Annotated in this window: 28 protein-coding genes and 2 pseudogenes; 27 read left to right on the top strand and 3 right to left on the bottom strand. The window is 33.4% G+C overall.

Going from position 1 to position 24,478, the window contains the following annotated elements:
* The first annotated feature begins 19 nt into the window (after window positions 1-19).
* From GVV22_RS07290 to GVV22_RS07200, 19 genes and pseudogenes are all read left to right on the top strand, one after another.
* Window positions 20-2,032 carry a type IV secretory system conjugative DNA transfer family protein gene (locus GVV22_RS07290; protein ID WP_159649468.1) on the top strand — a complete coding sequence of 671 codons (2,013 nt, stop codon included), beginning with the start codon at window positions 20-22 and terminating at the stop codon, window positions 2,030-2,032.
* Window positions 2,033-2,368: 336 nt separating this feature from the next.
* Entirely contained in the window at window positions 2,369-2,719 is a 351-nt protein-coding gene (locus GVV22_RS07285; protein WP_159649467.1) for a hypothetical protein, read from the top strand.
* Between the two features lie 12 nt (window positions 2,720-2,731).
* Window positions 2,732-3,544, top strand: a complete 813-nt coding sequence (locus tag GVV22_RS07280; RefSeq protein ID WP_159649466.1) for a hypothetical protein — start codon at window positions 2,732-2,734, stop codon at window positions 3,542-3,544.
* Between the two features lie 879 nt (window positions 3,545-4,423).
* A complete protein-coding gene (locus GVV22_RS07275) occupies window positions 4,424-5,839 on the top strand; it encodes a ParB/RepB/Spo0J family partition protein (RefSeq protein WP_159649465.1) in 1,416 nt (471 codons plus the stop codon).
* The gene (locus GVV22_RS07270; RefSeq protein ID WP_159649464.1) at window positions 5,823-6,041 is read left to right on the top strand and encodes a DpnD/PcfM family protein; all 219 of its coding nucleotides are present in this window, start codon (window positions 5,823-5,825) and stop codon (window positions 6,039-6,041) included. Before GVV22_RS07275 ends, GVV22_RS07270 begins: the two co-directional genes overlap by 17 nt.
* Window positions 6,042-6,662: 621 nt before the next feature.
* Window positions 6,663-6,917 (top strand): hypothetical protein, encoded by a 255-nt coding sequence (locus GVV22_RS07265; protein ID WP_159649463.1) that lies wholly within the window; start codon window positions 6,663-6,665, stop codon window positions 6,915-6,917.
* A 27-nt stretch (window positions 6,918-6,944) separates the two neighbouring features.
* Window positions 6,945-7,655: a hypothetical protein gene (locus GVV22_RS07260; RefSeq protein ID WP_159649462.1), complete on the top strand. Its 711-nt coding sequence runs from the start codon at window positions 6,945-6,947 to the stop codon at window positions 7,653-7,655.
* Between the two features lie 85 nt (window positions 7,656-7,740).
* Window positions 7,741-8,043 (top strand): hypothetical protein, encoded by a 303-nt coding sequence (locus GVV22_RS07255; protein ID WP_159649461.1) that lies wholly within the window; start codon window positions 7,741-7,743, stop codon window positions 8,041-8,043.
* Window positions 8,044-8,113: 70 nt separating this feature from the next.
* The gene (locus GVV22_RS07250; RefSeq protein ID WP_159649460.1) at window positions 8,114-8,359 is read left to right on the top strand and encodes a hypothetical protein; all 246 of its coding nucleotides are present in this window, start codon (window positions 8,114-8,116) and stop codon (window positions 8,357-8,359) included.
* Window positions 8,360-8,594: 235 nt separating this feature from the next.
* Window positions 8,595-9,956: a recombinase family protein gene (locus GVV22_RS07245; RefSeq protein WP_159649459.1), complete on the top strand. Its 1,362-nt coding sequence runs from the start codon at window positions 8,595-8,597 to the stop codon at window positions 9,954-9,956.
* Window positions 9,957-10,314: 358 nt separating this feature from the next.
* On the top strand, window positions 10,315-10,731 hold the full coding sequence (locus GVV22_RS07240) for a hypothetical protein (protein ID WP_159649458.1): 417 nt from the start codon (window positions 10,315-10,317) through the stop codon (window positions 10,729-10,731).
* A gap of 75 nt (window positions 10,732-10,806) precedes the next feature.
* On the top strand, window positions 10,807-11,673 hold the full coding sequence (locus tag GVV22_RS07235) for a hypothetical protein (RefSeq protein ID WP_159649457.1): 867 nt from the start codon (window positions 10,807-10,809) through the stop codon (window positions 11,671-11,673).
* Window positions 11,663-12,274: a hypothetical protein gene (locus tag GVV22_RS07230; RefSeq protein ID WP_159649456.1), complete on the top strand. Its 612-nt coding sequence runs from the start codon at window positions 11,663-11,665 to the stop codon at window positions 12,272-12,274. Before GVV22_RS07235 ends, GVV22_RS07230 begins: the two co-directional genes overlap by 11 nt.
* Window positions 12,261-12,938, top strand: coding sequence for a hypothetical protein (locus GVV22_RS07225; protein WP_159649455.1), 678 nt, complete (start codon window positions 12,261-12,263; stop codon window positions 12,936-12,938). Before GVV22_RS07230 ends, GVV22_RS07225 begins: the two co-directional genes overlap by 14 nt.
* The gene (locus GVV22_RS07220) at window positions 12,935-13,573 is read left to right on the top strand and encodes an ABC transporter ATP-binding protein (RefSeq protein ID WP_159649454.1); all 639 of its coding nucleotides are present in this window, start codon (window positions 12,935-12,937) and stop codon (window positions 13,571-13,573) included. The genes GVV22_RS07225 and GVV22_RS07220 overlap by 4 nt, the downstream gene beginning before the upstream one ends.
* A 123-nt stretch (window positions 13,574-13,696) precedes the next feature.
* Window positions 13,697-13,939 carry a DUF4177 domain-containing protein gene (locus GVV22_RS07215; protein WP_159649453.1) on the top strand — a complete coding sequence of 81 codons (243 nt, stop codon included), beginning with the start codon at window positions 13,697-13,699 and terminating at the stop codon, window positions 13,937-13,939.
* A 136-nt stretch (window positions 13,940-14,075) separates the two neighbouring features.
* Window positions 14,076-14,294: pseudogene (yidD, locus tag GVV22_RS11200) on the top strand (membrane protein insertion efficiency factor YidD); the annotation flags it as partial.
* A 1,152-nt stretch (window positions 14,295-15,446) separates the two neighbouring features.
* A pseudogene (locus GVV22_RS07205) lies at window positions 15,447-16,267 on the top strand (IS3 family transposase).
* The gene (locus tag GVV22_RS07200; protein WP_159649669.1) at window positions 16,264-16,608 is read left to right on the top strand and encodes an NUDIX domain-containing protein; all 345 of its coding nucleotides are present in this window, start codon (window positions 16,264-16,266) and stop codon (window positions 16,606-16,608) included. The pseudogene GVV22_RS07205 and the gene GVV22_RS07200 overlap by 4 nt, the downstream one beginning before the upstream one ends.
* Window positions 16,609-16,718: 110 nt before the next feature.
* Here GVV22_RS07200 and GVV22_RS11195 read toward each other — a convergent pair whose 3' ends face one another.
* Window positions 16,719-17,291: a UPF0236 family transposase-like protein gene (locus GVV22_RS11195; protein WP_159649451.1), complete on the bottom strand. Its 573-nt coding sequence runs from the start codon at window positions 17,289-17,291 to the stop codon at window positions 16,719-16,721.
* Between the two features lie 867 nt (window positions 17,292-18,158).
* Between GVV22_RS11195 and GVV22_RS07190 the strand changes: the two genes are divergently transcribed.
* The 6 genes from GVV22_RS07190 (at window position 18,159) to GVV22_RS07170 (ending at window position 21,080) form a co-directional block, all read left to right on the top strand.
* On the top strand, window positions 18,159-18,350 hold the full coding sequence (locus GVV22_RS07190; RefSeq protein ID WP_159649450.1) for a hypothetical protein: 192 nt from the start codon (window positions 18,159-18,161) through the stop codon (window positions 18,348-18,350).
* Between the two features lie 191 nt (window positions 18,351-18,541).
* The gene (locus GVV22_RS07185) at window positions 18,542-18,802 is read left to right on the top strand and encodes a hypothetical protein (protein ID WP_159649449.1); all 261 of its coding nucleotides are present in this window, start codon (window positions 18,542-18,544) and stop codon (window positions 18,800-18,802) included.
* A gap of 2 nt (window positions 18,803-18,804) precedes the next feature.
* Window positions 18,805-19,539, top strand: coding sequence for a hypothetical protein (locus tag GVV22_RS07180; protein ID WP_159649448.1), 735 nt, complete (start codon window positions 18,805-18,807; stop codon window positions 19,537-19,539).
* Between the two features lie 522 nt (window positions 19,540-20,061).
* Window positions 20,062-20,268, top strand: coding sequence for a hypothetical protein (locus GVV22_RS07175; RefSeq protein ID WP_159649447.1), 207 nt, complete (start codon window positions 20,062-20,064; stop codon window positions 20,266-20,268).
* A gap of 24 nt (window positions 20,269-20,292) precedes the next feature.
* A complete protein-coding gene (locus GVV22_RS11045) occupies window positions 20,293-20,748 on the top strand; it encodes a hypothetical protein (protein ID WP_236261936.1) in 456 nt (151 codons plus the stop codon).
* Window positions 20,640-21,080 (top strand): Type 1 glutamine amidotransferase-like domain-containing protein, encoded by a 441-nt coding sequence (locus GVV22_RS07170; RefSeq protein ID WP_328603017.1) that lies wholly within the window; start codon window positions 20,640-20,642, stop codon window positions 21,078-21,080. Before GVV22_RS11045 ends, GVV22_RS07170 begins: the two co-directional genes overlap by 109 nt.
* A gap of 60 nt (window positions 21,081-21,140) precedes the next feature.
* On the opposite strand, the gene GVV22_RS07165 is transcribed toward GVV22_RS07170, so the two are convergent.
* Together GVV22_RS07165 and GVV22_RS11190 are read right to left on the bottom strand one after the other, a co-directional pair.
* Window positions 21,141-21,857 carry a UPF0236 family transposase-like protein gene (locus tag GVV22_RS07165; protein ID WP_159649446.1) on the bottom strand — a complete coding sequence of 239 codons (717 nt, stop codon included), beginning with the start codon at window positions 21,855-21,857 and terminating at the stop codon, window positions 21,141-21,143.
* A gap of 239 nt (window positions 21,858-22,096) precedes the next feature.
* Window positions 22,097-22,423: a UPF0236 family transposase-like protein gene (locus tag GVV22_RS11190; RefSeq protein ID WP_419178509.1), complete on the bottom strand. Its 327-nt coding sequence runs from the start codon at window positions 22,421-22,423 to the stop codon at window positions 22,097-22,099.
* A 406-nt stretch (window positions 22,424-22,829) separates the two neighbouring features.
* Here GVV22_RS11190 and GVV22_RS11185 point away from each other — a divergent pair, with 406 nt between their 5' ends.
* On the top strand, window positions 22,830-23,375 hold the full coding sequence (locus tag GVV22_RS11185; protein WP_159649444.1) for a VanZ family protein: 546 nt from the start codon (window positions 22,830-22,832) through the stop codon (window positions 23,373-23,375).
* Window positions 23,376-23,715: 340 nt separating this feature from the next.
* The gene (locus GVV22_RS07150) at window positions 23,716-24,447 is read left to right on the top strand and encodes a GntR family transcriptional regulator (RefSeq protein WP_159649443.1); all 732 of its coding nucleotides are present in this window, start codon (window positions 23,716-23,718) and stop codon (window positions 24,445-24,447) included.
* The last annotated feature ends 31 nt before the right edge of the window (window positions 24,448-24,478 follow it).

The following is a 24,478-nucleotide window of genomic DNA, read 5'->3' as shown; positions in this document are numbered from 1 at the left end:
GTTAAAAAGGAGTGATTTTATGGAAATATCAATGAACAAAGAAGTAGTTAATTTACTTATGTACTATGGGTTACCACTGTTAATAACACCAGTGTTGGTGTTGTTGATTTATAAGGTTGTCCATCTATTTTTAAAATCAAAAGTGAGAGCGTGGATATTTTATGCAAGTGCAGCGGGCTTGCTATTCGGATATTTATTGTGGAATGTACAGTCCATTGATATTTTTAGCGAATTCTCACTCGATATGAATGTTGCGGAAATTCTGGGTAATCAACAAAACATATTTAGCATGTTTTTCGCATTTATTAAAGATGCGTTTATTCTTAGTCCAATTCGTGCAGTCTTTTTGTTGGTCGAAATGTGTGGCTTTGCAATAGTATTATCGAGTCCACGTTGGAATATGGAAAAAGGAAATGCGAATGCAAATAAGCTTATAAAACCATCATTCGATGCACGATTTAATATTTTTATCGTCGGAACAACAGGCGGTGGAAAAACTGCTTTGATACTTAACTATGTTTATGAGGCATTCGTCAAAGGTAAATTTATCTTCGTTGTTGATGGGAAGGGCGCGCAGGTTAAATATTCTTTATATGATGTCATCACGAAACTTGCAAAGGTATTTAATCGAAAGGTTCATATAATCAATTTGAATGATGAATTCAATACATCAAGTATCGATCTCTTTAGTGGGAAAACACCCCAGGAAATTCTCGATACATTGATCAATATCGGAAAATGGGAAAATGAATACTATCAAAATACCTTGTCTTCGTATTGGTTAACATTATTTGAATTTATGTTAGATATGAAAGATATACCAATGACAATGCAAAATATTATTAGATTTACAAACCCAATTTATTTGAAAGAGTATATAGAAATTCACGAACAGGAAATCGGTGAATACTGGAGTGATGAACTAACCTTGTTGATCAAAACATACGGAGAAGATGTGCAATCATCTTATTCATCGATTGAGGTACTTTATAAAGGAGCGGGAAAATACTTCTTCGATGCAAAGAACGTTTTTAGAATGGAAGATGCCTATCGTAATAAAGATATCGTCTTGGTTTTATTGAATGAATTTAAGTATCGTGATTTTAGTTATGGTATGGGTAATGCTGTGATTCAAGCTTATGGACGATGCATAGGTGAGGTGCTTGGTGGAAATGAAGAAGTGATTGATAGCTTGGGTATTTATGATGAAATGGCCACTTATTTTAAGAATACATTAATCACGATTGCAAACAAATCGAGAGATGCGCATGTTACATCAATATATGGAACACAGTCAATTTCTGACTTAGATATCGTGAGTGAACATGTTCGAAGACAGTTAGTCGATAACTGTCAAATGTTCTATGCGCTTAAAATGAATGACACAAAAAGTGCAGAAGAAATGTCAAAAATATTTGGAACTTATGAACGTATTATTCATACACGTCAAGTCGATTATGCGACCGGCTACTCTGAAAAAGGAAGCATGCGTTCAGGTCGTGAATTTCGGGTATCTCCGGATATGATTAAAGACCTCCATAAGGAACAATCAAAAGACGGAAAACCTCAAATTTATGGTTATTGGATCAACAAAGAAAATGGCGATTATGCTAAATTTATAGTGCCATTTGTGAATGTGAAAGATAGTAAGAAAAAAACAAAACACTCGGATATTGAACAGAATAAAGAACGATTATTTCGCCATCTAACAGGCGAGTCAAATCAGGAAAATTACAGTGAAATAAATCTTGTACAAACAGATGATGTAACATTGAATTTGAGTAATGAGTATGCAGATGATTTTGAAAATGTACAACATGATGTAGCTGCAGTTGAAAATGAAACTGAGTTAATAACTTCTGAAGAACAGAAATCACATGATGTATATAGGAAAAAATATACCGATATAAAAATGGAAAACATGAAATTAATTGAGCAACTGAAGAAGATGGAAAAACAGTTATCTGCTCAAAATAACGGTGATGCTAAAAATGAAAATGCAATATCTGATAGTAGTGATTACGAGGTATAAAAGGTAATTTAACTAGGATAAACAACTAGGATAACGTGTTTATCCTAGTTACAACATTTAATAACAACGAAATATCCACTCGCCACGCTGTTTTGTGTGTGTGGGGTTTTCTCCTAACAGAGAAAACCCCACACACACAACGTACCTAATTGTACCAATTTGGAAACTAAACAAGCGTGGCGAGTGGATAGAGTAATAAAAGTATAAGTAGAGAGTACGGGGTGTGTCCCAAAAGTAAAAAAACAAAGAAAAAAACAAAAGCAAAAGACAAAGATAAAACAAAAGATAAACCATCAAATCATGACATAGGTAGAAGAAATTTAATGAGGTCATGATTTGACTAGGGCAAACAATTCAAACTATGAATTGTTTGATGGTAACTTTTTATTCAAAGGACTTTTGGGTTTTGAAAGCGAATTACGCAGAGAGGAATTTATTATGAGTACTAAGAGATTTCAAGAAAGTTGGTTAGAAGAATTTAAGAATGAATGTGAGTTTAGAAATGCACTTGATAACCTGGAACACTCTAACTTAATAAGGGTACTTATGGAAGACAAAAATAGTAATCTTTTACTAATAAAAGATTGTGGGAATAATGACGTGATTATACTTTCGACAACCACAAACGAAGAAGGTAAATTTATCACTCAAGTCGATGAGTGGATACATAAAAATACTAAATATTGAGGAGTTGATAAAATGGGAATTTTAAAAATATTGAACCATCCCGATAACCCTAATAAACGGCTAGAGTTGAAGTTGTACGATCTTCAAATTTTGACTCTATTGGATAAATTTAAGTCGATGAGTGTGGATTCAATTTATTTATATGTGAGTGAATATTTTACAAGCTCAACCAATTTAACAAGACGATTGAATAGGTACATTGATTACGGTTTGGTTGAAAAGTATCGTGCTGGAAGTTTTCATAAATTTGATTATTTTCTTACTCAAAAGGGATGTAATTTTATTAATGAAGTTTGGCATAAAATATCTCATGAACGAAAACGTGCCACCTATGTTGGCCAGCAGAGTTATCATAATAATTTGATTGCAAGGGTTGCCTTCAAGGTTATGAAAGATAATAACTTTAAGTACAAACTACGTGATGTACAAACGGATCGCGATATTAAACTTGAGCATTACCTGAATGTAAAAAAACAAGCATTCAACCAAAAAATGTTTATGAGAGAATTAAGTCGTCAAAGAAAAAATATGGCCATTCCTGATTTTAAAATTGATGACTATGCATTTGAAATCGAATTGCATTCGAAGGGAAATAAGCGTACAGTCGAAAAAATAAAACGTTTGCATCAAAAGAAGTACATTACTTTTTGGATTATACCTTCAAACTTGGTGCAGCTTAGGGAAGTCATTGAAACAAATACACATGTTGATAGTAACGGAAATAAAGACAATATCATTGTTTATGTAGATGAGTTTGAATCCTTTAATTTCGATCTAACATTGCATAACTATCATCGAGATAAACAATTAAGTCTAAACGTTTAGCGTGAACAGTTTTGAAATTTATTGGTAAAATCATGAAAGATTTGCTTGAACGAAGTAAACAACCAGAGCGTATTATTTTGTGGCCATAAAAACATATGGCACAAAAATAATCTTCCTCTTAGACCAGGACACAAAAGTGTCCTGGTCTTTGTTGACATCATTCATTTTTCATTAGGACTTGTCTTAACGCCAAGTCGAACGAAAAAGTTAATTGCTTTCAGCAATAACGTTTTCATACGTCTTGTCTAACAATTCTACATGAAAAATCGCTAAGCACACTTGCATGTTGCAAGTGCGCATCTCATTTATTAATTGAGACCGTTTCGTCCTTAGTTCTATCATGTTTGTGATCTTATACAAGGACTTCGCAAGTTGCTTCGCAATCCTTGTACTCGATCAACTTCAAACATGATACAAGACGTCCGTAAACGATCTTTTACAATTAAACAAATGAGAAAAGCTTCAAAGCAAGAAGCCAGTCTCACAAAAAAAGTTAATTGGAAAGAACGTAAAGAAAGGCAAGCGGTGGCTTGAAAGGGTATTAATATGAATATAATTTTCTTTGGTCTTATGGGAAGTATGCTATATATCTGTTATTTAGGAGTAAATGATAAACATGAATAATGAAATTCACTTTAAATCGGAGTGGTTTCTTATCTATCACGATATAGCAACGAAAACATTAAATGTTGAGTGCAATATTAGTCATGAAACACTCTATACGTCACATTGGTCACTCTCTGATAATCCAAGATTGATTGAGACAATACTTCGATTAAGTCCAACAATCGACTTTATATCTGATGAACTACAACAGTTCATTAATGTAATGCCAAATAGAAATATAAACAGATTAGAAAATATAAAAGGAGCAAAATTATGATTACAAATATCCAATTAGAAAAATTACAAGGACATCCAAAGAACCCACGATTAATCGTTGGTGATGTTACGGAATTAGCAGATAGTATTAAAGAACGTGGTATCTTACAGAACCTTACAGTTGTACCTGATGATAACGGAATGTATACCGTTATCATCGGACACAGAAGACTTGAAGCAAGTAAACTTGCAGGACTTAAAGAAGTGCCATGTGTGATTACTGAAATGGACGATAAAACACAAGTAGCAACAATGCTGGTCGAGAATATGCAACGTTCGGACTTAACTCCTTATGAACAAGCACAAGGTATTCAACAGTGTTTAGACCTTGGAATGAGCGATAAGGATATTCTTAAGAAAACAGGCTTCAGTAAGTCGACATTACGAAATCGCAAGCAAATGCTTAAACTTGATACAGAAAAGGTACAATCCGCACAGAACGTCTCAATTGATGATTTTATCAATCTTGAACGAATTGATGATATTGAGAAACGAAATGAACTGCTCAAACATGCAGGTACTGATAATTTCAATATGGAAGTTGAAGAAGCCTACCAAGACCAAGAACAAGAAAAACGTGACAACAAGGTGCTAGAAGTCTTGAACGAAGTGGAACTATACATGATTGAAGACAACGATTACAACATACACCGTCATGACCGTACCTTGTCAACAGATGATGAAGAAGAACTTACAGAATTGCTTGAATATTTAAGAACAGGACTTGACAGTGAAAAAACGTATGTATATCAAAAAAATAATTGGCGATTTTATTTATATTACTTAGTTTCAAAATCTAACACATCAAGTAATGAAGAAGCCGAAGAAGCAGAGCGTGAACGTAATCGTGAAGTACGTCGAACTCGAAAAGAACTGAAACCACTATTCGTATCTGCTTATAACTTACGATATGAGTTCATGAAAGAACTTGTAAAAGGTAAGATTACAGAGCCTATGGTAAAACATCTTACAAAAACACTCACAGAGAATATGCTCAATGTCGGTCGAACATTTGTACCTGATAAAGATAAACTTGAAGCATTACTCAACTATGAATTATATGATAAAGAAGACAGGGGATATTTTATAAGTAAAACATTGAATAAACGTGCTACTCGTGAAATTGGAAATGCACGTGCTAATAACATTATGATTGCTTCAGTTTACTTATCAATTGATAAAGAAGATATTAACTGTTATGGACATCAAGGGGAATACTCAAAATACAATGCAGAGTTTCTACAGTACGTTTATGACTTTATCATCGGATTGGGTTACAAACCTAGTGATTTAGAAAAACAATTACTAGACGGAACATATCCAAGTTATGATAACAATAAAAATAAAGAAGAGAGCGAGAGTGGCGAAAACCACTCTCACATCGAGGAACTTGTAAATGAAGAAAAATTATAAAGTAACGTGCTATGTAGAAGAAACGTTGATACGTGAGGTTACCTATAATATACCTGCAACTACAAAAACTGAAGCCGAAAGTATTGCCCTGGATAAAGTAGAAGATGATTATAAATCATCTTCCATTATCCTTAGCGCAGAAGATTTTGAAAACAGAGAATTTGGTCACGTGCGAACTGAAAATGCAGACCGCGAATATTGATGTATTCTTATAGATAATTAAAAGATATGAAAAGGGGTGCTGCATAGCATCCCTTTTCACTTGCCCACATTGATCGCGCGCAATCAATGTCCCCAAGCCCCACCTTAAAAGAGTTTTTTAACGGCTTTGGAGAGCCGATGCTTAACTGAAGTAAATAACCAGAGCGTATTATATTTGTGGCCATAAAAATGGCGCAAATATAATCTTCCTCTTACTGCAGGGGAAACTACCGCCCTGCAGTTTATTGACATCAGTTATTTTTCATTAGGACTTGTCTTAACGCCAAGTCGAACGAAAAAGTTAATTGCTTTCAGCAATAACGTTTTCATACGTCTTGTCTAACAATTCTACATGAAAAACCGCTAACAGCTTTGCAGTTGCAAATCTGTTTCCTATCTCTTTAATTTGAACGTTTGCCCTTAATTATATCTTAGTTTGGATCCACTACAAGGACTTTGCAAGTTGCTTCGCAATCCTTTCCGTAAATCTAAACAAAGATATAAGACGTCTATAAACGTTCTTACCAATTAAAGAGATAGGCAAACCTAAAGCAAGTAGCCAGTCTCACAAAAAAAGTTAATTGGATTGAACCGAACCGAAAGGTTACGAAAGGAAATAAAAATGAAAGTTAGAACAGAAACAATTAGTGAAACACTCACAGCGTATGATTTTGATTATCGTAGCGGATTCTCACACAGACAAGGAAGAATATGGATTGATACGAAAACTGATAAAGTTGGTGGCGATATTGTACAACATGGCGGATGGTATGACTTAGGTATTAATGATATTAAACACATCGCTTATATGATGCAAATAGCAGGCTATGAAGAAATATCAAAAATTATTATGAATCAAGCGCTTAAACAAAATTAAAGAGCCGAAAGGCTAGGGAGCAAATATATGAGTTACGAATTAGATAGAGCAGTAAATAAAAGGAATCGCCTACAAAATGAAGTAGAACAGTATACAAATGAAGCACGTGATGAACGTAGAAAAATTCCATTAGGTCAACCCAATATAATTGGGCGACCTGACATATACAAACGAAGCAAGCAATTACAACAGAAAGCATTTAACAAAATGGATGAGCTTGATAAACAGAATGACAGGATTGAAATGCTTGAACATGTTGAGCAATTCAAAGATGATAATGAACTGATTAAGGATGTTCATGTAGTCGGTAAAACAGGATATGCCACAATTGGAGCAAAAACAAGTGTAAATAATATTGAATACTTTAAAGATAAACTCTACAAATTAGAGCAAGCGAATGAGGAAGCGAAAACCTATAACAAAACTCGTGATAAAAATAATGATAGACCTAAAAAAACATACGGAGCAGATATCACGAAATTAAAGAACAAAATTGCTTACTTAGAATCATTAGAACAAAAATCAGAAAATGATAAAAAGTCTATGAGTGCTAAAACTGTAGAACTTATCGAGAATGGTTTAGTTAAACAATGGGCTAAGAAACCAATCTATTTCTTTGTAAGTGGATTAAAAAAAGTTGCATTAGAAATAAACGAAAGTGGTAATTTTGAAATATCAAATCGCTATCCGGCATACAGTGACGAAGATAGAGAATATATTTATAAGCTATTGAAATAGTCAAGAAAAAAGCGGGGTTTACCCCGCTTACATATAAAAGTCTAATAGTTATTTGGGGTATAGAAATAGAAAAGGGAGTGTAATTATGAAAAAAATTAATATTGATGATGTAATTGAGTGGATTGTACAAGGTGACAATTTATCAGATACACTAATTCGAGTGTTTGAGTACAACAATGCTTTACATGATCTTAGTTATCTAAAGGCATCATATGGCCTATATGGATATAATGATGAGGTCTTGGCTAAAGCATATGAAATAATAAAAACAAAAGGGATTTGTATAAGAAATAGCGATGAAGTGGAACAGTTTTTGCAAAGTAGTGAATTTATAAAATTAAGTCATAGAGATTCCGAATGTAATGGAGATTATAACGAAAAGGAATAATCCATTATTTTTGTTATCTTTTAATTTATGGTATTATGAGAAATGAAAAGAGTAAATCTTGGGAGGGAATATGACAATTTTAGACTGGTTAAGCACAACAACAATTGAAGAGTTGGAAAAAATGGCGGGTGGTTCATCAGAAGGATTACGCCAGGTATTCGAGTTTTTCGTAGGACAATTTATGTTAATTCTTGTGGGATTCATCATCGTAGTAGGTTTTTTGATAATATTGAGTGTGCGATACTATATTAACAATAAGAGAATTAGCAAGCAGCTAGATGAACTATTATGGGAAGTTAGAAATAGCAAACAGTAAACTTTTTGAGGAATATCTGTAGGTTAGCAATATAATAATATAAAACAAAGAAGAGCATGAATTTGCTCTTTTTCATTTTAGGAATAAGACTAATCAATTTCAAACAATAGAGATAACTTGTTTATTTACTTCATTGATATGTGGCCTAAAAAAAATATACTTGTTTTAAACAATTTTCAAATATATGATAAATAAGCATGCAAAAACTTAGAGCGCTCTTCTATAGGAGAAAAATATGATTTTTAAAACTTTAATAGAACGTCTTCAGGAACACCCAAACATTCGTCCCTGTATTTATGCAAGGGTATCAACTCGACAACAACTTTCAAAGGGTTTTAGTTTAGAGAGTCAAATAGAAAGAAGTGAGCAAGCTATGGAATGGTATGACATCAAACCAACTTGTGACATTATTATCTATTCTGATGGTGGCAAGACTGGATCGAATACTGATAGAAATGACTTGCAACAGATGAAACGAGACATTAAATCAGGTGTCACTAATCTTGTCCTAGTAACTGCAACGGATAGGGTAGGTAGAGAGATTATTGACAACATGGAATTCAGAAAATTTGTAATTGAAAATGAAGCAGAAATGTTGTTTATCAATAACCCTTCGTTAGATATCTATACATTAGAAGGTGGGTTTCAATATGGTTTAGACTCTTTAATTGGGTGGAGGGAACTTAAAGCAACTCGTCAAAGAGCAGTAACAGGAATAATAAAATCATTTGAAAGTGGAAATTATGCAAACCCAGGATGCCCTTATGGATACGATAAATTTAAAAACAAGAACTCTAAAGGATATAAACTCAGAATTAATGAGGAACACGCTGAGATTGTAAGACTAATTCATGAACTTTATCTACGTGATGGATATAATGTAGAAAAAGTAGCAAGTTTTATAAGATTAAATAGGATAGCAGAAGAACGAACATGGAATCATGACATCATAAGAAAGATTCTGAGAAGTACAGTATACTGTGATATCATCGTAAGAGATGATTTAAATAGAACCTTTGCCGGGCTTGGAATCGCGCCGGTCATTGTGAGTATCGACATAAAAAAACAAGTGCATTCTTTGCTTAAACAGCGAGCAAGAAGTCATAAAAGTCAAAACAAGCATATTTTTTATACACAAGTATTATGCTCAAGTTGTAAAAATATTTGTACTAATGATACCGTTAAGAACCGTCAGTACCGATATTATCATTGCAGACAATGCAATTCCAGGTACGCAGAAAATCAACTTGAAGAAGAAGTCGCAGAGCAATTAACAATGAGATTGATTTTAGAAAGTGACAATGAAATGCATGAAAAAATGAAAAGGCAACTTAAGAGATTCGATGCGCAACTAAAATCTGCTACAGACCTTTATAATGACGGCGAAATTATCAGAAGGTATTATAATCAGGAAAAGAAGCGAATTAAAGATGAACGACGTGATTATCTCAAAGGATTATGGGAATCTGCATCAAATGATTTTTACTGGTTTTCTCAAAGCATTAAGCAAAAACAAAAAGTTGCTCAAAGGCGAATAAAGCTGATTGATGTCGATATGGTAAATAAAAATTTGAACAATGTGTTATGGAAAAATTGAATTGGATAAAGCCGGAGCTTACTCTTCGGCTTTTTATCATTTAAAGAGGAGTGTTAAAAAGTGAGAAAATGATTTATACAGATTATAGTATAGAGTGGATCGTGACTGCAGAAATAGAATATTATGTTTTAGCATTGTTAATAGTGCAATTTGTCTGAGTAAAAAAAGAAAATTATGGTCTCGTTAAACGAGTAATAATAGATTTAAATATAAAATAGACTAACGTCGGTGGTATTAGCCATCAATTCTCGAGTATTTATTTAATTAATATTTTACACGTATTGCACACAATCATTAAATCAATTTATGTTGATTAATGGCTTTACTTCACTTACAATATATTTAGGAGGAACCAATAATGAAATATACTGGAAGTAAGAGAACTATTGGATTAGTATTAGTCTTATCGATTTTCTTGATGACTGCACTGACAAGTACAGCTTTTGCAGCGTTTTATTATAATTGGGGTGGTTCTGTAGCATATCAATATATGCCAGTTTCAAAGAAACTTTACAAAGAAACTGATTCGCAAACTGGTATTCGCTGGCAAGCTCAAGATAGCGACTCAGGGACGTACAGGCTTTATTTCGGTGTTTGGAATCACAATGCTGATATGTGGGGGCGAAAAACAATAATCTTCGAACCTCACGAAAAAAACCGTGATTTTGATATTGAAAGAACAGGAACAAGACGAGGTGGATACTATACACTCTATGCTGGTAGAGAAAACTGGATTGATCCATATACTTATGTTGGTGGTAACTGGCGACCTTAGTCAAGATTCAATTTATTTATAAACAATTTCAAAAAAGGGGAGTACCCTTTTTTGCTATCTAAGGAGAATAGCTATATGAAAAGCAACAAATATATTTTTTTTGCGATAATGCTCGTTACTTTCCTTTTGATGATTTTCGGCAATGAGCTGTCGTCGTTTTTGGGGTATGGAACTGTATTCACGTTGATTCGACTGCTAATTTCAGGAAAATTTAACAGAGTAATTGACGAATCTGTATATGGTGAGATGACATTTGGTGATGCGTATTATAATGGTGTGGGCGAGTTCGAAACCTACATCTTAGATGGTACAAGAATGTTTCAAATTGTGATAATTGCATTTGCTATCGTAGCAATACTTATGTTTTTTACAAATCAAAAATATTTGAGAAAGTTTGAATATTCTAGAGAATGTAACATTAGAAAATTTGAATTACGCAAATTATTAAAATATGCAACTTTTGTTAGCGCAGCAGTTTATTTAGGTTATGTACTCTATTTAGTATTAGGTGTAGCAATTACAAATATTGAACCGATACATCCTAGCCCTCTCAAAACAATTTTTTTGGACTATTTAGGTGAATCGTTTTACTGGAATCATCGAATTTTATATTACTTGATTGAAGGATTTTTGAGATTTTTTATTGTTCCATTTATCTACAGTATATTGGGGTGTGCACTTATATTAATAAGCAACAAAGTATCCTATTCGATTACAGTACTAGTCGTATTCTATTTTGGATTATCGGTATTTAATTTTGTACTGCCGCCAATGGGGGTAAGCTACATGGCATCTACACTATACTTCCTACTGTCACCATCTGCAGTGATGTCAAATAGTGCGTACATTGCACCCACAATAGTGATGTTATTGCCTCTTTGTTTACCAATAATCATATCTAGTATTCTTGTTTTATATAGGATTTTCAACTATGAAGTATAAAATTAAAGAAGTATTGATTTATTCTCTCTTTTACTTTTTCTTAATACTTTTTTCATATGATGAAAAGTTAATGATTGATTACACTGCACTAAAAAGTAATATATACCTGTTTGTGATTTTTTGTATTTTAGCTTCTCAGAATAGCACTAGAGTTGATAATCAAATGAAAGTAATTAGATTTTCAAGGATAGAAAGTTCTAGAGTTTTCTCAATTTTGGAAGACAGTCTTTCAAATGTAATTTTTAGTGTATCGATAATGGCTGTGTGGTTTGCGATAGATTCGTTGTTCAATATTAGACAACCAGCAATATCTTATATGCTAAATGCTATTAATAATGTTGTACTTCTAACGCTACTTAACGCTATTTTTATTAACCTAAAAGTAAAATTTAACATTAGTAAATTATTCATATATGTACTAGGAAGTATTTTTTATGGAATACTTAAAACTGGACGTTTCTCATTAATAGGAACGACAATAATATTTATGTCTTCAATGAGTTACATTCAGTACTTTATTGCACTAGCTATTCATGTTGCGTTAATCTTAATCCTATGGGTTATTTATCTGAAAGGAAATAATTCGTATGAAATTCAATAAAATCTATTTTTTAGGTTCATTTATTATACTTATTGTATGGGCGATATTATTTAGCAATTCTGTTGTTGACCCCATAGTACACCTAAAGGCAATTCACTTAGATGAACCATCATTATTTCTAGCAGGATTATCTTGGTACAATCCAGTTGTTTTTGGACTATACTTTATTAATTTGTTTTGCCTATATAAGTCAACAATTGTAGATTCTGTGGGAATTTCTGAATATAAAGTTATGGAACTTCCGAGATATCAATCCGTAACGAAATACAAACGAGTTAAATTAATTCAAACGACAAGAATAATGTGCGAGTTTATTACACTTTATTTACTAATTTTGGCAATTTTAGTATTTGCTGTCTATAGAAAAATTAATATCGAAGATATAATATATTTAATAACAATCGGAACAAAACTATTGTCGCTAGGGGTGCTATTTACTTGTGTGTTCATTGCCTTGGATGATTTTTACACCTTGGATTTGACATCGATCCTGACCAGTATGCTGTTACTACTTCTCGCAATTGATATTTTTGGGCACGCAACGTTGATTGTAGGCTCGAGCAATGTTTCCAATCTAATTTTTGGGACAGTTTACTTGGTCATTTCGATAATTATAGTTTGTATAGATTACTTAAAAAATCAGAAAGTGAGGGAATTACATTGATTTCAATTGAAAATGTGAGCAAATCGTTCAAAAGTAATATGATATTTAGTGACATTAATATTCAATTTACAGAAGGCAATATTTATAGAATTGTTGGGGATAACGGCACAGGGAAAAGTGTTCTGTTAAAGCTAATTTCTGGATTATCTAGGGCAGATAGTGGGAAAATAATCGTTGATGAACGAGAAGTAGGTAAAAACGGAAATATAATTATTAATGCAGGAATAAGCATTAATCAACCTGAATTTTATCCATTCTACAGCGGTAAACAAAACTTGGAGTATTTATTGAAAATAAACAATACTTATGATGTTGACTATCTTAATTTGCTGATTCAAGAATTAGATCTGACTGATTCGTTGAAGAAGTTATATAAAACTTATTCACTTGGAATGAGACAAAAGTTACGTTTTATACAGGCAATAGTGGAAAAACCGAAATACCTATTGCTAGATGAACCCTTTAATGCTGTTGATTCAAAGGGAAAAAAATCCATGTGTGACTTTCTGGTTGAGTTTATGCGAGAAGATCCTCAAAGAGTAATAATATACACATCACATAATAACGAAGAAATTCAGGGAATTGACGAGACGGTTATCGAGGTTAGTGAACTAAATCTAAAGTCAGTTGCTTGATTGTGTTTATACAGATGATGATAGAATAATTGTGAAATTCGGCTAAAATTGCTTAGCAGAAAAGGATAGGTTGGAGTCCGAATAATCCAACTATAACACGATACAAATAAGGAGAAAAATATAATGAATAACTATGAGTACAAAGTTGTTAATATGGGAAATATGATTGTCTTGGATAAGAAGAGTAACATTACTGCAGGAGAACATTTCCAGGATGTGATCAACAGAGAAGCAAGTCTAGGGTGGAAATTTCATTCAGTTGAAACAATCACTCAAGCGAATAAAGCCGGGTGTCTTGGAAATATCGATGATAAATCAAGAGTCACATACTACATGATAGTTTTTGAACGTGAAAGACAGTCATAATGAAGCTCTAACAAGGGCAATTATTGAGGCTTTTCCAGAACTAAACCATGAAGACCCGAGAAGTGTAAATTATAAAAGAATAAACACTCATAATAGATACTTATGTTTGACAATTTTAGCCTTCTTTTCGATTAGTATGTTCGCACATCTAGTATTAACTAACGTTTTGGGGCTTCCTTCGATACTTTCAATATTAATAATAATTCTGACAAGTCTTAAGAGGGGAGTTATCTTATCTATCAAAATTTATCAAAATATTGCTCCCAAGAACGTTCGAAATAGATGTAGATTTGAACCGAGCTGTTCAGATTATATGCTTCAATCGATCAAGTTCAATGGATTATGCAGGGGAGTATTATATGGGATTAGTAGAATTAAAAGATGTAGCGATGGAGTATCAGGTGGATTTGATTATCCAAAGAAGAAGTAAGTTATTATTTATACAAATGGAAAATTGAATTGCATAAAGCCGAAGCTTACTTTTCGGCTTTTAACATTTATGGGGAGTATAAATAAGAAAATGCTTTATATTGTTCATATGGTGATAGAGAGCTTACCTAAAGGAATAGAAATCACGTATTGGACACGTTGAAAAAGGCTGAATCTGTTTGATTGAAAAACAGGTAAAAAACTACAAAAAAGCTTGGCTATCTTTACGCCAATATGGTATAATAAATATAGGATAAATTCACGAAGGAGATATCTAAGATTTGCATTAGGCTGCGCCACGGTTTGAACGTTTAGTTCGACAACCAACAGATAGGTGCCACCATTAATATGATACACAAACGCCTTGAAGTGGAATACTCACTATTCAAAGCGTTTTTTTTTATTGTTGTTGTCTCGATGTATTCGTAGAACCCTCAACCAAAGTTCGGCTACACAAGTACAAATCAAGAGCTTTCAAAGAAGTTTAGTATAGATATTCAAATAAAAAGAAGTAGGAAAGCCAAGGAATGGTATGACATTCGACCATCTTGTGACACCATTTTCAATTTTTACGCTGCTAAAACTGGATCGAACATTGATAGAAATGACTTACAGCAGACAAAGTCGGTAGAAAAATTATCGACAAAATAGAATTCAGATAATCTGCAATCGAAAATAAAGCAGAACGAGAGTTTGCTACTAATCCATCATTAGGCATTTACACACTAGAAGGTGAATCTTAGTATGGTTTAGATCCTTTAATTGGATGGAGGGAACTGGATCAACTCGACAAAGAGCTGTAACAGGAATGATAAAGTCATTCGAAAATGGAAATTATGCAAACCATGGATGCCTTTATGGATATGATCAATATAAGAGTAAAAATGCTAAGGGATACAAATTGAAGATTAATGAAGAACTTGCAAAAGTTGTTTGACTTATCCATGAACTGTATCTGCGTAACGGATATAATATAGAAAAAGTTGCAAGTTACCTAAGAATAAATATGGATGGTCTACACTTTAGATGACACTTTCTTGATAGACACACTATAATATTAGAAAGCGAGGAGCATAGTGTGACTAGAAAAAGATATAGTGAGGATTTCAAGAAGCAAATCGTTGAGCTTTATAACAGCGGCAAGACTGCGCTTGATATTGAGCGAGAATATGACCTTCATGCATTTGTGATTTATGGATGGATTAAATGTTACAAAAAGAGTGGTTCATTCAAGGCATCTGACTATAGAACTTCTGAAGAAATCGCCTTATCACGCAGACCTATTACACGAATTATGAGCAATAATGACTTAGTGTCAGTCTATACAAACAAGAAATAACGTCCATACAAGTCAATCGTTAACGAGAGTATTACTACTAATGTAGTCAATCGGGAATCTGATGATCGTAAGCAGCCTGAATTAGTAGTCAGTGATTTAACGTATGTAAGAGTTGGGCACACTTGGAATTACATATGCACCATCATTGATTTACACAATCGTGAAATCGCCGAATATAGTTGTGGGCAAAAGAAAAACGTCGAACTGGTTCATAAGGCGTTTGCAAAGATACATTCAAATTTAGGTAACATTAAGTACTTTCACTCAGATAGAGAAGTGGATTTAACAACTATTTAATTGATGATGTCTTACCAACATTTGGAATTGAACGGTCACTAAGTCGTAAGGGTAATCCTTATAACAATGCCGTTGCCGAGACACTATTCAAGACAATCAAAACAGAGTTTGTCAGAATTCATATTTTCTCAACACTTGAGGAATTGAATTATGAGTTTGGTAGATATGTTGAGTGGTTTAACTCCAAACGTCTCCACGCAGCATTGGAGTATAAAACACCATTAGAATACGAGCAACATTCTATTGTTAATTTGTCTTTATAGGTGTTGCCATTCCAGTACTATGTAAACATAAAGAGAGAGAAATATGGGAAATTCCTGGAGGCAGACATGAGCACGGGGAAACAATTAGCGAAATGGCAAATAGGGAACTATTTGAAGAAACCGGAGCAATAAAGTACACTATAAAACGTTCATTTATTTTTAAAGCAAACGGAAGTTATGCGATGGTGTATTATGCAGAAATTGACCAATTTGAAGAGCTTCCTAATAGTGAAATAGCCTGTATTGGACTATTTGAAAAATTTGAGTTTAGTTGCACCTACCCTAAAATTCAACCTTATGTCATGAAGCATTTTATTGATTTCGCTAATTCTCATATCTGACGATTAAAGCCTTTAAATAATTTTTAGCATCAAACTTTGTTTGGTGCTTTTTCTTTTCAAAATCGACCAATCAACATTTGAGTCCTTCAGTGATTTGATGTCGTTATCATTCATGACCGAAAGACCTTGCATGTATAGGTTTTTAGATTGTATCCGTTTAAATGATTCATTCTGTGATTAACATATATCTCTAGATTATCTTGAGCGTATACTTTTGAGTTACGTGTGAAGTTAGATGCAAGTGTGTGCGATATGGATGACTCCATACTACACCTTACATTGTGCTTATATGCCTGTCTAATACCTCGTTGTTGATTCTTAAGATATTTCACCTGTTGATTAATGGAATCCAGTCTCTCGGGGTTATTACTTCGTATAACGTCAATGAGTCTATCAAAGGATTCATCTTGACCTTCTAAAATGTTTTCCTGAAGTGTTGCCTGAATATGCTTGTCTTTTGTAATCCGGTTCAGGGCTCGTTTAAAGTGAAATTTATCAAGCAAGAATTTACTTCTCGTATTCTCTAAAGACATGAACTTCTTTGACTTTCTAATCCAAGGCGTTCCATCACCTATGAAATAAATCTTTTTGATTTTCTGTACATCATAACACTCATGAAGGGTGTCTGAGACTGTTTCCCAAAACATTTCGCGCATACCCATTATGTGATGTTTATTCGTCATCTATACCCTTCAATGCCTTCGAATACAACTGTAGACTTGACCATTTTATTCTTTCCAGTATTTAAGTGAACATACTTCTCGCCCGCCATAATATATAGTCGCAGGTGTTTCCTGTTTCGGTACGGTCACATCAAACATTTTTGCACTACGAATGTAGTTGATAGCTGTTTGTCTAGAAATAGTGAATGAATCATCATTACTGAACGTATATGCATTACCAATCCTATCGCCGACAATCTTCCCAACTTTTATCATTGAGTTGTGATTAGCATAAAGTGAAACAAGCATGGACTTTACACAGGGATCGTAACGGTCGTACTTTGGAAACCCTAGTTTTTTGTCAACATAGCAGTAGGTCTTTCCGGTTATTCGATCGAGGTAAATTGTCCTTTTTATATTTATTTATCCGAAAGATGTGATGCGTGTTCTTGTGCGCTTGCACTTAACATAGAATTGATGAACACGATGTTGACAGTATCTGAACCTGTGATCCATTTCTTGGATAGTCTCTTCGAGAAGAATACGGGCAGCTTCGTAGGTAACTTTACTTATGCTTTCAATCAAATTTACATAATCAAAAATACCATTCGCATAACCTTGCAGAAATATAAGCTCACTAAGATTATTGGACACCTTAGTGATAATTGAATTGAATAACTCGGACATTTTGTTTGTGTTAGAATAGACATGTGGATTCCTTTCTTGATAATTTGATGAAGATTGCAACTAAATCATCTCAGTTTTGGATTCCACACTTATTTTACACAATCTAATCACTGAAAGGGGTTTCTATTTATGGCGGGGGATATGATATAATAAGATTAATAAATACATAAAGGAGTAAAAATAAAGAAGAAATTGTATATTTTGTTTATAGTTATATTTTCATTCTTAGTAATTATTCCAGGAAATGCTGTCAAAGCAGCAGATTTCAATGGACATGGGAATCAATTTACATACAGGATTTCTAACGGAAATAATATAGCAATGTGGTACGGGGGTTCCACAAAAGGGACAGACTATATGGCAGCTATGAATTCTGCGCTTTTGGGTTGGTAAAAACCACGAGTTGATGGGAAGTACCAAGACCAAGGATCTCCACTTTGTACAGGGTCACAAAACAATATGTATTATCATGAAGTGAGTAATTATCAAGAAGCTAGTGTTGAGTTTTATGCAGAGTTTTTAACAGGCCATAACTATGGCGCATCAGGAGTTACAATCTTTAAAAATTTGGTTCTGAGAATAGAATGAATGAGTATCATCCTGATTATACTCCGTACGATTATACGGTTGTAAAATTAAACAAAAGATATATGGACAGCCAAAATCTCTGGTATGGCGTGAATTCAAAGAGAACTGTGGCAGCACATGAATTAGGGCATGTTATGGGGTTGGCACATCCTGATAACAGTTGGCCAAAATATACTATAATGGCTCAAGGACAACAAGGTAGAAATGTAATTGGTCCTACTTGTCTAGATCATCAATCATTAAAAGTAAGGTGGTAAATATGAAAAAAACAGTAATCATAATTCTAATGTCATTTATGTTGGTTGCGTGTGGAAACAAAGAGCAATCAACAAAAATAGAAAAGCAAACTTTATTCACATCTGACATTGACATTGACGGTACTGAACTATTTGCTGTGATAGCGGATTTTGAAGTTGATATCACAGACCCAGATGAATTTATAGATTTGTCCCCTTATATAGTTAGCGGCACAATCAAAAACGTAGAGTCTGTAGATGTAGATATAGATGGAGTTATTGTGACTAAATTTGTAGTTTCTGTTGACGAAGTATACAAAGGGGATATACAAGAAAAGGAAATAATAATCCAAGTGCCTGGAGGAGTAATGACTAGAGGTGAGTATATTCAAAAGGTAGAAGATAATGGATTCTATGAAAGGGTGTTTCGGGAAAAGAGCGAAGAACTAATGAAAGCGTCAGGATATACAGAAGATGAGATAATCAAAATGAAGAAGGACCCTAAAGAACTAGATCAAAATGAGTTATTTATTCATAATTTTGGAACCAACCCTACAAGTAGGACATTCCTTGAAAATAACGACCCTGAAAATTTTGTATTCTTTGTCGCCAAAGAAGAGGGTGATGATTTTTACGCAACAATAGCATATGAAAGTGGTTTAAAATATCAAAAAAATGAGACCATTTATAGTGTAATTGATACAGAAAACACATCTGAACCATTTGCAATAACAAAATTAAACGAGGCAGGTAATTAGGGATAAACCGATAGGTTTAGCCAAGGGGAAATAATTTTGACAAGATAGAATGTCATATCTTGTCAAAATTGACACGCTAAATCGTGATATAGTAGTAAAGTAGAATAGTAACTCTACTTCTAACCTTTAAGACACTTCGGTGTCTTTTTAAATATATTGAAATAAATGCATAGAATTAGTTGATTCATCTATAACCCTAGGTTATGGTATTTATAAGATAAGAAAGTTACAAGATGGTGGCACCACAAATCCACAATGGAAAGGTGGTGATGCTCATGAAATTCATTATGTGAAAATCATATGCACTGCCTAATCCTAGAAAGGAAAGGCCAGCAAGTGTTAGTTTACGAAGCACTAACATCAATGATAGCATTCACTACATTGGTGTTACTAATTCAAAACAACACAAAAAAATAACCATCTTTACACTTTAGCCAGTTGCTGAGATAGTTATTCAGTAATATATATTACCGTCTTAAACGGTCTTGCTTTATAACTTTATTATGGTCAGGATCGGTTAAAATGTCAAATGATGAACAATTCAAATCAAGTGAAGCACAACGTCGTGCAAGCCGTGAATGGATGAAACGAAACAAAGATAAGGCAGATTATTCACGAGGGTTATCAACAGGTAGAACATTCACTGATAACCGAGAGACAATCAACGATTTAAATGAACTAAAAGAAAAAATAGAAAAAAGAATAAAAGAATTAGAAGAGCAGAATTAATGCTTTTTTTGTTGGGGGGAATAAATGGGAAGAAATACTGCACTTAGCAAAACATATTCTGATGATGAATACTACACATCACAGGAAATAATCGAGAAATTTATTGATAAAGTGGTTAAACTAAGTCAAATATTGAAACACAAAACAATTGCAATGCCTTTTACGAAAAGGGACTCACCATTAGGAATTGAAATGTCAAAGTACCACCAAAACGTTCTATATTTCGAAGGAGATAAGACCCTGTGGGAGAGTGTAGAAGAATATGAAGATGTGTCGGTTATTGATAATTCGCCATTTAGTTTATCTTCGAAAATCGAAAAATACTACATAGAAAAAAGCACTCCGTTTATTCTATTCAGAAGCACAGTTTCATTCCTAAATTTATTTTTGGAGAAGAGAAAGCAGGTGTTATCTACGTATCGGGATGGAATAGCTGTTACCCTCTACAAGAGTCTAAAAGGAAAGGGATTGATAAGCTAATAGGAGCTTGCATTAATGACGGAAAATTATATATTGGAGAGTCTGCTGGGTCGATTATTCTGGCTCCAAATATTGAATATATTAGACGAATGGATGATGCATCAGTTGCAGAATCTCTCGAAAACTATGAAGCTATTTCTGCAATAAATTTTTATCTTGTTCCGCATTATAATAGTATTCCTTTTAAGGGTGCTGTAAACAAGATAATTAAAGAATATAATGATAATATTCCTCTTGTTGCGATATCAAATAATCAAGCGGTTATTATCGAAAATGATGGTAAGAGAACTATTACTAAAGGCGTAAAATTTCTATTTATATCTCAATATTAGTGCTACCAAGTATCCTTTAACATCAAACCTAGTTTGTTGCTTTTTCTTTTCAAAGATTGACTATTCTATCTTTGAAGTCTTGAAAGTTTTAATGCCATCTTTGACATCTATAGATAGTCCTTGAAAGTATAAGTGTTTAAGGTTGTATCCGTTTAGGTAATTCATACGATGATTGACATAGATTTCCAAATAATCTTGTGAATATGATTTAGGGTTTCGAGTGAAGTTAGAGTCAAGTGTATGGGATATTGAAGACTCCATACTACGACTAATATTGTGCCTATAGGATTGTCTGATACTGCTTTGATGGTTGATAATATACCTTGCTTGCTGGCTAATTGAATCAACTCTCTCAGGATTGTTTGATACGATGATTTTTATAAGGTCATTAATGATCTTATCTTGGTTCGTCAGTATTGATTCTTTTAATATAGACTGAAACTCTTTATCCTTAGTAATACGATTAAGAGCTTGTTTAAAGTGAAATTTATCGAGTAATAACTTGTTTGTAGCGTTATCTAAATTAATGTATTTGGTAGATTCTTTAATCCAACCAGCACCATCACCAATAAAGAAGAGTCGCTTGATTTTATCGACATCATACCTTTCATGTAGCACATCAGCAACACTATCCCAAAACAGTTCTCTCATGCCCATTACATGGTATTTATTGACAAGAGTCCTTCGTTTAGCACCTTGAATACTTTCAAAGATAACAGGTGACTTCACCATCTTATTCTTACCTGTATTGAGATGTACATATTTCTTGTCAGCCATTATATATAGGGTATCAGAGTATCTTTAGAGCTAAGTGTGACATTGAACATTTTTGTGTTACGTATTGAATTAAATACTGTTTGCCTTGAGATAATAAATGCTTCATTATCATTTAGTGAATAGGCGTTACCAATTCTCTCGACGATTATCTTACCTACTTTAATCATTGAGTTATAGTCTGCATAAAGGGCAACTAACATTGATTTGATACATGGATTACATATGTCATATTTAGGGAGTCAAAGCATTGAATCAACATGACAGCAAGTCTTTTCAGTCACTCTATCACGGTAAATCGTGTGATTGACATTGACTCTTCCAAATGGAGTAATGAGAGTCCTAGAACGTTTGCACTTAACGTAGAATTGATGAACTCGATGTTGACTGTGTCTAAATTGTTTATCCATCTCTTCGACAGTTTCTTCGAAGAGTGTACGCGCAGTTTCAAAGATTAGTTCACTGATGTTTTGGACTAGCTGAACATAATCAAAGATACCCTTGTGTTCAGATTGAGGGTTAGTGATGTTTCTTAAGGAGTCTAAAGTTTTATCAATGATAGAATTCATAAACGAAGACAGATTATTTTGTATTAGAATAGACATGTGGAGTTTCCTTTCTTGATAATATGATGAAGTTGTCTAACCAAATCATATCAAGTTGAGATTCCACACTTATTTTACACAATCAAGATATTGAAAATATTGGCTTTATGAGTGCCATAGTGATATAATAGAAATAAGATAAATCTACACAGGAATAATCTGGAAATTACATTGGGTTACGTCACGGTTCGTTCACATAGTTCGACTACCAATGGCTAATTGCCACCATTAATTGAATAACTATCAAAAATCAGTGATAAACGCACTGATTTTTTTTTATTTGTACTCTTAGTTCTTGCAATCAACAATTAAACGAAAGTCGATAAAAAACGATAAATGTGGTATAAATTGTGTATAACAGGAGACAACAATGGCCGTGGAACTAAACTCAGGATTCTCTATTTATGCTGTAATCTATTTGATCGTGTATTTTAAATTACTAAGGACAAAGAAATTCAAAGAAATATTCTGGCTGTCCTCTTTTCTAATATACTTATTTATAGTTGTAGATGTTACGCTATTACCACTTCCACTATCTTTGCAAAGTATAAATAATAATTTCTATATTAGAAGTGGAAATCCAATTTGGAATTCAGTTAATCTCATACCGACCTTATCATTAGAAAATATTTTGTCGCGAAATTTCTATTTAAACATGCTGATGTTTGCCCCTTTTGGCTTCCTAATCAATGTGCTTTTTATAAAGGAAAATCGATACTTCAAAACACTGTACTATTCATTTGTATTTACTGTTTTAATCGAAACGTTACAATTTTTGCTTATCTATTTTACAGGGGCTTTCCGAATAGTCGATGTAGACGATATCATTGCAAATACAATTGGTGGGATGATTGGTTTGTTAGTGTATCTGTTAGCCACATTTTGTGTTAAGAAAATCTCTAAAACACAAAGCTAAATTTTGACTGTGACATTTGGTTCTACTCGTTTGAAACGTTTGAACTTTTTTATGTCTTGTACTTAAATACACTAATTTATTATTTGCCAATAGCATAACATTGAGTTTGGTCATAATTCTCCTGATGCAGTAACTTTGATTCTCCATGGGCGTGGAGTTCATTAAAGAATAAAGTGAATGCGATTCATTACTAAAATGATGTAAAAAAATAATCAAGTGAAAAAAAAGAGTGATTAAGAAATGAAAAAAGCAATCTTTCATTTTTGGTAAGTATTCTTGGATTGACAACTGGTTATAACCAGTATATACTGAAAGTGGTTATAACCAGAAGAGGTATGTTATGAAAAGTGAAAGTAAAGTGCCACTGTACTATCAACTTGTTGAGATATTTGAAGAAAAAATTGCTGATGGTACTTGGGCGAAGGGGACTAAAATTCCTTCGGAACGAGTATTGAGTGAGCAATATGGTGTTAGTAGAATTACGGTTCGCGGTGCGATTGAGGAACTATCACGGTCAGGGATGGTTGATAAGATCCAAGGCAAGGGAACATTTGTGATTAGCAAGCAAATTGTTCAAGACCTGGGCGGTATCTATGGTTTCTCGGATGAAATGCGTAAGCAGGGCCGAATTAGTTATACAAAGGTGGTTACTAAAGAAGTAATTACAGCTAGTAAGAAAACTGCAGAAACATTAAACATCAATATCGATGATAAGGTCATCTTCTTAGAACGATTACGTTTTAATGAGAATGATGAACCAATCATGCTAGAAAAAACATATTTCCCTTATGATAAATATCAGTTCATGCTTGAAGAAAATCTTAATGAGTATTCCTTATATGAATTGTTAGAACAAAAGTATAATGTTGTTTATGATTCAGCAGTAGAACGATTTAAAGCATGTCGGTTAAATGCATCTGAAGCACTTTTGCTCAAGGCAGAAAGAGAGAACCAAAAGTTTGGCCTATTAATTAGACGTGTTTCGTATATTGATGGAAAAGTTGAAAACTTTTCTAGTATTGTTACAAAAGGTGATATATTTGAGTTTACCGTTCGCTTAGGCGCTCGGTAATTTCCACATATAAAGTGGTTATGATGTTATA

Origin of the sequence: Erysipelothrix aquatica (genome assembly GCF_009828825.1) — a bacterium.
GTDB classification, from domain to species: Bacteria; Bacillota_I; Bacilli_A; order Erysipelotrichales; family Erysipelotrichaceae; genus Erysipelothrix; species Erysipelothrix aquatica_A.
Note: the sequence above shows the minus strand (reverse complement) of the source record. Positions and strands in the feature narration are given on the sequence as shown.